Below are 11,881 nucleotides of genomic sequence, written 5' to 3' on the forward strand. Positions count from 1 at the left end.
ACGGAATGGCGTCGAATCAGGCCAGGGCCGTCTTCGCCTGTTCGGCCAACGCCGCGAAGACGACGCTGTCATGATAGGCGACATCCGCCAGCATCTTGCGATCAACCTCGATCCCGGCCTTTTTGAGACCGTCGATCAGGCGGCTGTAGGACAGACCGTTCTCGCGCGCCGCCGCGTTGATACGGGCAATCCAGAGGGTACGGAACTGGCGCTTCTTCTGGCGACGGTCGCGGTAGGCATACTGTCCGGCCTTGATGACGGCCTGCTTGGCAACCCGATAGACCTTACTGCGGGCGCCATAATAGCCCTTGGCCTGGTCCAGCAGCTTTTTATGTCGGGCATGGGCGGTTACGCCGCGTTTTACTCTTGGCATCCTGAATCTCCGATCGCTTCGTCAAACGCGTTTTAACAGTAGGGAATCATCCGCAGTGCGGAGCGAACATCCGACTTATGCAGCCGCTTGGGCGCGCGTAACTGGCGCTTCCGCTTGGTGGGCTTCTTGGTCAGGATGTGGCGCCGGTGGGATGAGTGGCACTTGACGTCACCGGAGGCGGTGCGCTTGAAGCGCTTCGCGGCTCCGCGATTGGTTTTAATCTTGGGCATTTTTCTTCACTTCGCGATTGATCGATGATGTTGATGCGACGACGGCACTGGCCGTTGACCGAATGACGCGTCAGGCGCCAAGGGCGCCCGACGCCAGACGAGACTGACCGCGCGAAACGATGCGCCGCGAGCCCGTGTCCGATCGCCGCTATTTCTTTTTGGGTCCCAGCACCATGACCATCTGACGCCCTTCCATGAGCGGCTGTTGCTCGACGATGCTGAGCGGGGACAAATCACCCTCGATGCGCTTGAGCAGATCCAAGCCGAGTTCGCGGTGGGCATGTTCGCGCCCACGAAAACGCATGGTGACCTTGGCTTTATCCCCTTCCTGGAGGAAACGGGTCAGGTTGCGTAGTTTGACCTGATAGTCTCCCTCGTCCGTGCCTGGACGAAATTTCACTTCCTTGATCTGAACCTGCTTCTGCTTTTTCTTGGCTTCGTTTTTCTTCTTCTTCTGATCGAAGAGAAACCGTCCGAAATCCATCAACCGACAAACCGGCGGATCTTCCGTCGGCACGATCTCGACAAGGTCCATGCCCGCCGTGACGGCCATTTCCAGGGCCTCGCGGGTATTGACGACCCCGACCTGATGTCCATCCGCGCCGATCAGCCGGACCTCCGGTACGTTGATCTCCTTGTTGACGCGGTTTCTCTTTGGTGCAGCGATAGCAGGTTCCTCCAAAAACACAAATGAAAACGGCCGGGTGATCGCGGTCGCGGTCGCCCTCGCCGAGCCGAACGTTAGTGGATTCGGTTCGCGACCTCTTCATGCAGACGCCCGATGAAGGCGTCGAGTTCGAGAATTCCGAGATCCTGGCCCTGACGGTCGCGCACGGCGACGGAGCGGGTTTCGACCTCGCGATCACCGACCACGATCAGATAGGGCACGCGTTGCAGGGTGTGCTCGCGGATTTTAAAGCCGATCTTCTCGTTTCTCAAGTCGATTTCGGCACGGAAGCCCTTACCGCGCAAGGTCTTAGCGACCTCCTTGACATAGTCCGCCTGACGGTCGGTGATATTGAGCACCACCACCTGAACCGGCGCCAGCCAGAGCGGAAACAGACCCGCGTAGTGTTCGATCAGAATGCCGATAAAGCGCTCGATCGACCCCAGGATGGCGCGATGGATCATCACCGGGGTCTGCTTGCTGTTGTCCTCGGCGATATAGTGCGCGCCAAGGCGGCCCGGCATGGAAAAATCGACCTGGATGGTGCCGCACTGCCAGGCGCGACCGATGCTGTCGTGCAGGGTGAATTCGATCTTGGGGCCATAGAAAGCGCCCTCCCCCGGCTGCACCCGGAACCTCAACCCCTTGTCCGTCAGCGAGCGTTCGAGTGCCGCCTCGGCTTTATCCCAAAGATCGTCGGCGCCGACCCGCTGCTCGGGCCGCAACGAGAGGGCCAGATCGATGTCGGCAAAGCCAAAATCCCGATAGGTCTCGAACACCATGTCGATGAGCGTCGCGACCTCGGGCTGAAGCTGCGTCTCGGTGCAGAACACATGGGCGTCGTCCTGGGTGAAGCGACGCGCGCGCATCAGACCATGGAGCGTGCCGGAGGGTTCGTTGCGGTGGACCACGCCGAATTCGGCGATCCGCAGCGGCAGGTCGCGGTGACTCTTAAGCCCCTGATTATAGAGCTGGATATGACCGGGGCAGTTCATCGGCTTGATGGCGTAATCATGGTCATCGAGCTGGGTCGTGAACATGCCGCCAGCGAATTTATCCCAATGGCCAGAGCGCTCCCACAGCGAGCGGTCGAGCAACTGCGGAGTTTCGACCTCCTGATAGCCGTACTCGTCGAGCTTCTCGCGCATATAGGCTTCGGCGAGACGATAGACGGTCCGCCCCTTGGCGTGCCAGAAAGCCATCCCCGGCGCCTCGTCCTGAAAATGGAAGAGATCGAGCTGCTTGCCGAGCTTGCGATGATCGCGCTTCTCGGCCTCTTCCAGACGAGTCAGGTAGGCGGTCAGTTCTTTTTTGTCGCGCCAGGCGGTGCCGTAGATACGCTGAAGCATGGCGTTCTTGGAATCGCCACGCCAATAGGCGCCCGCCAGCTTGGTGAGCTTGAAGCCGTTGCCGAGCTTGCCGGTGCTGGGGAGATGCGGGCCGCGGCAGACATCGAACCAATCGCCCTGACGGTAGATGGAAACCGCCTCGCCCTCGGGGATGATGTCCTCGATAATCTCGACCTTGTAGCGCTCGTCCAGCTCGCCGAAGCGACGCTTGGCCTCTTCCCGATCCCAGACCTCGCGCACGATCGGCAGGTCGCGCTTCACGATCTCGTGCATGCGCGTCTCGATGCGTTCCAGATCCTCGGGCGTGAAGGGTTCGTCGCGGGCGAAGTCGTAGTAGAAACCGTTGTCGATCGCCGGTCCGATGGTCACCTGGGTGCCGGGATAGAGTTCCTGAACCGCCTGCGCCATGACATGCGCGGCATCGTGACGCAACAGCTCCAGCGCCGTTGCCTCGTCCCGGCTGGTGACGATGGCCAGCTCGGCATCGCGCTCGATCAGAAAGGAGGTATCGACCAGCGCCCCGTCGACGCGCCCGGCAAGCGCGGCCTTGGCGAGACCCGAACCAATGGAGGCTGCGACCTCGTGGACGGTGACGGGTTGCTCGAACGGACGCTGGGAGCCATCGGGAAGGGTGATCAGAGGCATGTCGAATCCTAAGAGTTCAGTGGTGATCGATACGAGGGATCACGTGAGTCATCCAGTTGCGGCCCAAGCGTTGCGGAACGCGGACTTGATGGGCAACAAAAAAGCTATCTGCCGTCAGCGATTGACTCTCGAGCTTGACGCCAAGCGGAGAGTCAATTGCTGAAGGCAGACAGCCAGTATTTGGTAGGCGCGATTGGACTCGAACCAACGACCCCCACCATGTCAAGGTGGTGCTCTAACCAGCTGAGCTACGCGCCTGTCGTTAAGAGTCGACTAATGTACAGAATCCCTTTCCGAACCGCAAGTGCTTTTTGATCGGGTATCGCAGAATCGATCCTGGCGTCACATCGATCACGGTCGCATGCTCAATCGTAGCGTTCATCCTTCCAGCGCCGCAAGGCCGTGAACACCTCGGCACGAGAGTCGAGCGCGCGCCCGGCAAAGGCTTCGGCAACGGCAATGACTCCCGGCTCGCCCGTGCGCAGAAAAGGATTGGTCGCCAGTTCCAGATCAAGCCGTGAAGGCACCGTCGGCTGTCCGGTCTTCCGCCGCTGATGGTCAACCCGAAGGCGGTTCGCCAGCGCGGCGCTATCCGGTTCCACCCAGCGGGCGAAACCCAGATTAGCCAGGGTGTATTCGTGGGCGCAGTAGCAGAGCGTGTCGCCCGGCAGGGCGGCGATCCGCTCTAGCGAGTGGGCGAGCTGCTCGAAGGTGCCGTCGAACACCCGTCCGCAGCCCGCGGCGAAGAGGGTGTCTCCACAAAAGAGACGGCCGGCGCCCAGATAGGCGATGTGCGTGGCGGTGTGGCCGGGAACGTCCATTACCCGGAAGCCGGCATTGAGTCCGGCGGGCTGGCAAGCGTCGCCCTCGCCCACCCGGTCGGTCAGAGCATGAATACGCCGGTCGTCAGGTCCATAAATACGCGCTTCGGGAAAGGCCGCCAGCAGCTCGTCAAGTCCGCCGATATGATCCTGATGATGATGCGTCACCAGGACCGAAGTCAGCGTCAGATGCTCGGCCGCGAGTGTCTCCAGCACCGGATCCGCGTCCCCCGGATCCACGACGACGGCACTGCCCGAGCCTTCTGTCAGCAGCCAGATGTAATTATCGGAAAAGGCATGAATCGGACGGACCTGAAGCATGCTCGTCTACCGCGTTCGGGTGTCGCCTTTCACGCGCCAACACCTTGCTGGCGCGGTTGCGCGAAGACGGCTTGAGCGGCGTCATCGGGAGCCAGACGATCAAGCTCGACGCCCACGCTGGCGACGATCCCGGCCGCGTCCAGCCCGCAGATGGCCAGTTGTTCGGCGTGCTCGGCATGCTCGATGTAACGATCCGGCAGCCCGAGATGCAGACAACGCACCGCCAGACCCCGAGCGGACAGCGACTCGGAGACCGCGCTGCCGGCGCCGCCCGCGATGGCGTTCTCTTCGATCGTGACCAGCAGGTCGTGCCCCTGCGCGAGTTCCAGGATGAGCGACTCATCAAGCGGTTTCACAAAACGCATGTTCGCAACCGTGGCATCCAGGCTGACCGCGGCCTCCAGCGCGGGCGTCACCATGCTTCCGAACGCCAGCAGGGCCACCCGCCGGCCCCGGCGAATCACCTCGCCGCGACCGATAGGGAACACCGGCGCGTCCGGGTCGATCACGACCCCCGGCCCGCAGCCGCGCGGGTAGCGCACCATCGCCGGTCCCTCGTACTCGTAGGCGGTCCGGAGCATGCGGCGACATTCGTTTTCGTTCGACGGGGCCAGGATGATGAGTTTCGGGATCGGACGGCAGAAGCTGAGATCGAAACTCCCGGCGTGCGTGGCGCCGTCCGGCCCCACCAGACCGCCCCGGTCGACGGCGAAGGTAACATCGAGATCTTGCAGACAGACATCGTGGATGAATTGATCGTAGGCCCGCTGCAGGAAACTGGAATAGATGGCCACAACCGGCTTGAGTCCCTCGCAGGCCATGCCGGCGGCGAGCGTCACGGCATGCTGCTCGGCGATGCCGACATCGAAGAAGCGATCCGGAAACCGCTTGGCGAAGGCCGTCAGTCCGGAACCCTCGCACATGGCCGGCGTGATACCGACCAGACGCGGATCCTGTTCGGCTGCATCGCACAGCCAATCGCCGAAAATCTGGGTGTAACTCGGGCCATTGCTCTTGCCCTTGCGCAGTTCGCCGGTGCGCCGATCAAAGGGCGTCACGCCATGGTAGGTTGTCGGCTGGCCCTCGGCGGGTTCGTAGCCGTGCCCTTTATGCGTGACAACGTGCAACAGACGCTGCCCCGGCATGCCTTTGACGTTGCGCAGCGTCTTGATGACCGAGTCGAGATCGTGACCGTCGATGGGGCCGATGTAGTTGAACCCCAGCTCCTCGAACAGGGTGCTGGGCATCACCATGCCCTTCATGTGCTCTTCCCAGCGGCCTACCAGATGGCGCAGATGAGGCAGTCCGGCCAGGGCGGTCTTGCTGCCCTCGCGCACGCTGGTATAGAGCTTGCCGGACAGAAGCCGGGCCAGATGGTTGCTGATCGCCCCAACCGGTGGCGAAATCGACATCTCGTTGTCGTTGAGGATGACGACCAAGTCGATATCCATGGAGCCGGCGTGATTGAGCGCCTCGAAGGCCATGCCTGCGCCCAGTGCGCCGTCGCCGATCACGGCGACCACCGTTCGCCGCTCGCCGCGTTGCTTGGCGGCCAAAGCCATGCCGAGCGCGGCGCTGATCGAAGTGCTGGAATGACCGACGCCAAAGGTATCGTAGGCACTCTCGCTACGTTTCGGAAAACCCGAGGGACCGCCCTTCTGGCGCAGACAGCTCATCTGCTCGCGCCGCCCGGTCAGGATCTTGTGCGGATAGGCTTGATGGCCAACGTCCCACACCAGCCGATCACGCGGCGTGTCGAAAACGTAATGCAGACCGATGGTCAGCTCCACCACGCCCAGCCCGGCCGCCAGATGACCGCCGGTCCGGGACACGCATTCGACCAAAAACCCGCGCAGTTCGCTCGCGACCTCGGGAAGCTGACTCTGGGACAGTGCACGCAGGTCGACGGGGCTATCGATCGCGTCAAGGAGTTGGCGTCGGTGCGAGACGACACCGGGATCGCTCAAGGTGCGGTGCGGCATGATGAAGATGTCTTTTTTTTGACGGGTTGGTTAGTTTAGACGAATCGCGTCCGGGCTGCCCACTTGTAATCGACGCGGTTTTCCCTACGGGTTTTCGCGCCGAAACAGGGTTGGCGCGGCGATGGTCGCCGCCTCCGCGATGACGAAATTCCGAAAGGCACGCGCCACCGGCGACAGACGTTTGCCGCGACGATAGACCAGATGCCACTGACGCAGGTCCGGGAAGCCCTCGACCTCCAGGGTCACGAGCCGTCGGGTCTCCAGCTCCAGTTCGATGGTGTGCAGCGACACCACGCTCAGCCCCAGACCCGAGCGCACCGCCTGCTTGACCGCTTCGTTGCGGGTCATCTGCATCCCGTGGCGAATCGTCAGACCGTGCTCGCTGAAGAAGCGTTCCATCGCCTGCCGGGTGCCGGAGCCTGGCTCGCGCATCACGAAGACTTCCTCGGCAAGCCGGGGCATCGGAATCCGCCGCTCGACCGCCAGCGGGTGATCCGGCGGGGCGATCACGACCAGCGGATTCTCCATGAAGACCTCGGACTCGACATCGATACCCTTGGGCGGAACCCCCATCAACACCAAATCGACCGAATTGCTCTCCAGCAACTGGACTAGCGTCTCCCGATTGGTGACATCCAGGCGCAGACCGATCCCCGGATAGCGTTGCTGGAAGACCGCCAGCAGGCGCGGCGCGAAATAGTTGACCGTGCTCGCCACCGCAATCTGCAGGCGCCCCCGGCCGACACCTTTCAGCGACTCCAGAACCTCCTCCATTTCGCGCAGCGAGCGGTTGACCGCAAGGCTGTAATGCTGGACTTCCTGACCCGCCTCGGTCAGCAGAATACGCTTGCCCAGTCGCTCGAACAGCGGCAGCCCGATTTCGTCCTCAAGCTGACGGACCTGCATCGAAACCGCCGGCTGGCTCAGGTGCAGTTCCTCGGCCGCGCGGGTGTAGCTCAACCGCCGCGCGACCGTCTCGAAGACCCGGAGTTGTCTCAATGAAATGTGCACGGAGGAAGACCGTTCGCATCCGAAGAAAACCGCATCATAAACAAAACATAATTAAATTGATAAAAAACCCTGATTATTTTTATACCTATGTTGCCGCTATGCTTTTTCCAGGTTCAGCCACTCACTGGATTCACCGCAACGCAAGGCGGTGCCCCCAAGGCAGAGCCGGCGAGACATCACTACACCTTAAAACACTGAGGACTTTCCAGCATGGCTAAGACATACAGCGCGGGCGTCAAGGAATACCGCGAAACGTACTGGATGCCCGATTACAAGCCGAAGGAAACCGATCTGCTTGCCTGTTTCAAGATCACCCCGCAGGCCGGTGTGCCGCGCGAGGAAGCCGCCGCTGCCGTCGCCGCCGAATCCTCGACCGGCACCTGGACCACGGTCTGGACCGATCTGCTGACCGACCTCGACCATTATAAGGGCCGCGCCTACGCCATCGAGGACGTCCCCGGCGACGATACCTGCTACTACGCCTTCATCGCCTATCCCATCGATCTGTTCGAGGAAGGCTCGGTCGTCAACGTCTTCACCTCGCTGGTCGGCAACGTGTTCGGCTTCAAGGCCGTGCGCGCGCTGCGTCTGGAAGACGTGCGCTTCCCCATCGCCTATGTCATGACCTGCAACGGCCCGCCCCACGGCATCCAGGTCGAGCGCGACATGATGAACAAGTACGGCCGTCCGCTGCTCGGCTGCACCATCAAGCCCAAGCTAGGCCTGTCGGCCAAGAACTACGGCCGCGCCGTCTACGAGTGTCTGCGCGGCGGTCTGGACTTCACCAAGGACGACGAGAACGTCAACTCGCAGCCCTTCATGCGCTGGCGCCAACGCTTCGATTTCGTGATTGACGCCATCGACAAGGCGGAGCGCGAGACCGGCGAGCGCAAGGGTCATTATCTGAACGTCACCGCGCCGACCCCGGAAGAGATGTACAAGCGCGCGGAACACGCCAAGGAGATCGGCGCGCCGATCATCATGCACGACTACATCACCGGCGGCTTCTGCGCTAACACCGGGCTAGCGCAATGGTGCCGCGACAACGGCATGCTGCTGCACATCCACCGCGCCATGCACGCGGTGCTCGATCGCAACCCTCATCACGGCATCCACTTCCGCGTGCTGGCCAAGATCCTGCGCCTGTCCGGCGGCGACCACCTGCACTCCGGCACCGTGGTCGGCAAGCTGGAGGGCGACCGCGAGGCGACCCTGGGCTGGATCGACATCATGCGCGACAGCTTCATCAAGGAAGACCGCAGCCGCGGCATCTTCTTCGACCAGGACTGGGGCTCCATGCCCGGCGTCTTCCCGGTCGCCTCGGGCGGCATCCATGTCTGGCACATGCCGGCCCTAGTGACCATCTTCGGCGACGACTCGGTCCTGCAGTTCGGCGGCGGCACCCTGGGCCATCCCTGGGGCAACGCGGCCGGCGCCGCGGCCAATCGCGTCGCGCTCGAAGCCTGCGTGCAGGCGCGCAACGAGGGTGTCGCGATCGAGAAGGAAGGCAAGGAAGTCCTCACCAACGCCGCCAAGAACAGCCCCGAACTCAAGGTCGCCATGGAGACCTGGAAAGAGATCAAGTTCGAGTTTGACACCGTCGACAAGCTCGACGTGGCGCACAAGTAAGCCGCCAGCGATCAGCCGTCAGCTAAACGACAGCCGCTTGTTTCTAGTTGCTGGAAGCTGGCCGCTGAAAGCTAGAGGCTCAAATCAAGAACAATCGGAGCATCAAACCCATGAGCGAAATGCAGGACTACCCATCCAGTCTCGAAGACGTCAACAGCCGCAAGTTCGAGACCTTCTCCTATCTGCCCGCGATGGAGGCGGACAAGATCCGCAAGCAGGTCGAGTACATCGTCGCCAAGGGCTGGAATCCGGCGGTCGAGCACACCGAGCCGGAAAACGCCTTCGACCACTACTGGTACATGTGGAAACTGCCGATGTTCGGCGAGACCAATGTCGACACCATCCTGGCCGAGGCCGAGGCATGCCATAAGGCGCACCCCAATAACCATGTGCGTCTGATCGGCTTCGACAACTACGCCCAGTCCAAGGGCGCCGAGATGGTGGTGTTCCGCGGCAAACCGGTCTGATTGACAGCCGCCAGCTTCCAGCTTTCAGTCTCCAGCAGCCGGCAGCCAGCCGAATCAACCTTTTGCTGGCCACTGATCGCTGGCTGCTGGCCGCTGGCCGCTTCGCTCCATCACATCCAACCCCGGGAATCGTCGCCATGACCGACATCGACCGCAACCAATACCAGATCAAGCGCGAGCCCTACTACCGCCCCGTGCACAACGAGGTGGACATGTACACGGCCGCCTACGAGGCCCGCATGCCGGTCATGCTCAAGGGACCGACCGGCTGCGGCAAGACCCGTTTCGTCGAATACATGGCCTGGACGCTCGGCAAGCCGTTGATCACCGTGGCCTGCAACGAGGACATGACCGCCTCGGATCTGGTCGGGCGCTTTCTGCTCGACATCAACGGCACCAAATGGCAGGACGGGCCGTTGACGGTCGCCGCCCGCATCGGCGCCATCTGCTATCTCGACGAGGTGGTCGAGGCGCGTCAGGACACCACGGTCGTCATCCATCCGCTGACCGACCATCGCCGCAATCTGCCGCTGGAGAAAAAGGGCGAGCTGGTCCAGGCGCACCCGGATTTTCAGATCGTCATCTCCTACAACCCCGGCTATCAGAGCCTGATGAAGGATCTGAAGCAATCCACCAAGCAACGCTTCGGCGCGCTCGATTTCGACTACCCGACCGCCGAGATCGAGACCGAGATCGTCGTTCACGAAGGCGGAGTCGACCAGTCGACCGCCGAGAAGCTGGTCCAGGTCGCACATCGCAGCCGCAATCTCAAGGGACACGGACTGGACGAAGGCATGTCGACACGACTCCTGGTCTACGCCGCTCAATTGATCGGCAAGGGCATCGACCCGCAGTCCGCCGCCCGCATGGCCCTGGTCTGCCCCCTGACCGACGATCCGGACATGCGCGACACGCTGGACGCGGCGGTGAATACCTATTTTTGAACGGTCAATTCTTGAGAGAGGAATTCGCCGGCATCTCGAACCGAGCGTCCGACTGTTGAAGGGTGGATTCCGTTTCCTCCAGACGACTCGTAAGATCCGGTGGCGCTTCGAAGACGAACGCCTGCCCCGCCTTGCGTTGGGAGACTAAACCCAACGCGGCCAGTTGCAGCAGATCCGAGCGTGCGGTTTGGTAGACGACGGCGTGACTTTGGCGGTGCCCCTCGATGGTGTAAACCGAGTTTGGGTGCCGGAGCGCGTGACGGATGAGCGCCAACTGACGGTGATTGAGGCGCTCGCGCAACCGCGTGGAGGTTTGCAGCATGGCTTCGGTGGCCATTGCCTCATCGGCTTTACGCCGCAGATAGTCATGGAGCCCGTCCATGGCGGCGACGATGGTTTCCAGTTGATGGATCAGGAAATAGGTGACGTCGGACTCATCGGTTTCGGTGAAAAGGTAGGCACGGGCATATTGTGCGGGAGCCTGCTTCAGAATGCTGGAGATGGACACGAACTCCATCAGCCAGTAGCCCTGGGACAAGGCCGACCAATAGAAGAGCGCACGCGCCACCCGGCCATTGCCATCGACGAAGGGGTGATCGTAAGCGAGCGCGAAGTGAAGCAAGATCGCACGGATGATGGGCGGCACGAAGGGTTCGGCGTCGCGCGCATTCGCGAAATCGCAGAGACGTTCCAGCCGCGCGGGTAGCTCATCGGCATGCGGTGGGACATGGAGTACGCGCTGGTCCCTGTGGTCGACCACGTCGATCCGTTCGTCCGCCCGGCGCAAGCGTCCGGCTGCGGTCGGATCGTCCAGGGTGTCGCGGGTCAGGATGCTGTGCAGTTCGAAGATGGCTTCAGGCGTGAGCGGTTCCTTGAGCCGTTCGGAGATCGAGCGCATCGCCTGGAAATTGTTGAAGATCATCCGTTCGCTCTTGTCCCTGGGGCGGCGCCCCTGGCGCAGCATCTCTTTCGCGACCTGGCGGGTGGTCGAGGCGCCCTCCAGTTGACTGGAATTGATCGCCTCCTCGATCAGCGACCGGACCAGATAGGTGTCGCGGGTCTCGGGATTCGCAATCGGTGCTGCGAGAAGAATGTGGCCGGAGGCGTCCCGGTCGATACGATGCAGCAAAGCGAGGATTGGATCGGCGAGCGCGAAGACGAACGGCTGCCCGGCTTTGTCCTCGATCAAGACAGCTTTATAGAGCAGACGCCGCGCGGTCTTCACCAAGAGCCACCATTCCTCGGTGCCGAGTTCAGGGGGCGGCTGGCGATGTCGCAACTCATCCCAGTGCAGATAGCGACCGTGCGGGGCCGGCCCCGACGGATTGCGAAACAGTTTGACAAGGCGCTCGCTATCGCCAGTTTCGACGATGGAGCGCAGCAGGGCTTCCGTGTTGGGCGGGGACATTGGAATTTTCATGGAGCGGGGCACTTCGCATGAA

Annotated in this window: 11 protein-coding genes and 1 tRNA gene; 3 read left to right on the forward strand and 9 right to left on the reverse strand. The window is 62.0% G+C overall.

Annotated features, from left to right (window positions below):
• Nucleotides 1-16: 16 nt before the first annotated feature.
• The 8 genes from rplT to THIVI_RS07585 all read right to left on the reverse strand — a co-directional run bounded on the left by rplT (nucleotide 17) and on the right by THIVI_RS07585 (nucleotide 7,399).
• Nucleotides 17-373 carry a 50S ribosomal protein L20 gene (rplT, locus tag THIVI_RS07550; protein WP_014778018.1) on the reverse strand — a complete coding sequence of 119 codons (357 nt, stop codon included), beginning with the start codon at nucleotides 371-373 and terminating at the stop codon, nucleotides 17-19.
• 32 nt (nucleotides 374-405) lie between these two features.
• Complete coding sequence (rpmI, locus tag THIVI_RS07555; protein WP_014778019.1) at nucleotides 406-603, reverse strand: 50S ribosomal protein L35; 198 nt, start codon at nucleotides 601-603, stop codon at nucleotides 406-408.
• Between the two features lie 148 nt (nucleotides 604-751).
• Nucleotides 752-1,285 (reverse strand): translation initiation factor IF-3, encoded by a 534-nt coding sequence (gene infC / locus THIVI_RS07560; RefSeq protein WP_014778020.1) that lies wholly within the window; start codon nucleotides 1,283-1,285, stop codon nucleotides 752-754.
• 59 nt (nucleotides 1,286-1,344) lie between these two features.
• A complete protein-coding gene (thrS, locus tag THIVI_RS07565; RefSeq protein WP_014778021.1) occupies nucleotides 1,345-3,264 on the reverse strand; it encodes a threonine--tRNA ligase in 1,920 nt (639 codons plus the stop codon).
• A gap of 181 nt (nucleotides 3,265-3,445) precedes the next feature.
• Nucleotides 3,446-3,522: transfer RNA gene (locus THIVI_RS07570), tRNA-Val, on the reverse strand.
• 107 nt (nucleotides 3,523-3,629) lie between these two features.
• Entirely contained in the window at nucleotides 3,630-4,406 is a 777-nt protein-coding gene (gene gloB, locus THIVI_RS07575) for a hydroxyacylglutathione hydrolase (protein ID WP_014778022.1), read from the reverse strand.
• Nucleotides 4,407-4,435: 29 nt separating this feature from the next.
• Nucleotides 4,436-6,388 (reverse strand): 1-deoxy-D-xylulose-5-phosphate synthase, encoded by a 1,953-nt coding sequence (gene dxs / locus THIVI_RS07580; RefSeq protein WP_014778023.1) that lies wholly within the window; start codon nucleotides 6,386-6,388, stop codon nucleotides 4,436-4,438.
• An 84-nt stretch (nucleotides 6,389-6,472) separates the two neighbouring features.
• Nucleotides 6,473-7,399 (reverse strand): LysR family transcriptional regulator, encoded by a 927-nt coding sequence (locus THIVI_RS07585; RefSeq protein ID WP_041446885.1) that lies wholly within the window; start codon nucleotides 7,397-7,399, stop codon nucleotides 6,473-6,475.
• Between the two features lie 210 nt (nucleotides 7,400-7,609).
• On the opposite strand from THIVI_RS07585, the gene THIVI_RS07590 reads away from it, so the two are divergent.
• The 3 genes from THIVI_RS07590 to THIVI_RS07600 all read left to right on the forward strand — a co-directional run bounded on the left by THIVI_RS07590 (nucleotide 7,610) and on the right by THIVI_RS07600 (nucleotide 10,439).
• Nucleotides 7,610-9,028 (forward strand): form I ribulose bisphosphate carboxylase large subunit, encoded by a 1,419-nt coding sequence (locus tag THIVI_RS07590; protein ID WP_014778025.1) that lies wholly within the window; start codon nucleotides 7,610-7,612, stop codon nucleotides 9,026-9,028.
• A gap of 110 nt (nucleotides 9,029-9,138) precedes the next feature.
• Complete coding sequence (locus THIVI_RS07595) at nucleotides 9,139-9,495, forward strand: ribulose bisphosphate carboxylase small subunit (RefSeq protein WP_014778026.1); 357 nt, start codon at nucleotides 9,139-9,141, stop codon at nucleotides 9,493-9,495.
• A 137-nt stretch (nucleotides 9,496-9,632) separates the two neighbouring features.
• Entirely contained in the window at nucleotides 9,633-10,439 is an 807-nt protein-coding gene (locus tag THIVI_RS07600) for a CbbQ/NirQ/NorQ/GpvN family protein (RefSeq protein ID WP_014778027.1), read from the forward strand.
• Nucleotides 10,440-10,443: 4 nt separating this feature from the next.
• Here THIVI_RS07600 and THIVI_RS07605 read toward each other — a convergent pair whose 3' ends face one another.
• Nucleotides 10,444-11,847, reverse strand: a complete 1,404-nt coding sequence (locus THIVI_RS07605; RefSeq protein WP_245537400.1) for a Fic family protein — start codon at nucleotides 11,845-11,847, stop codon at nucleotides 10,444-10,446.
• Nucleotides 11,848-11,881: the final 34 nt, after the last annotated feature.

Origin of the sequence: Thiocystis violascens DSM 198, assembly GCF_000227745.2 — a bacterium.
Taxonomy (GTDB): Bacteria; Pseudomonadota; Gammaproteobacteria; order Chromatiales; family Chromatiaceae; genus Chromatium; species Chromatium violascens.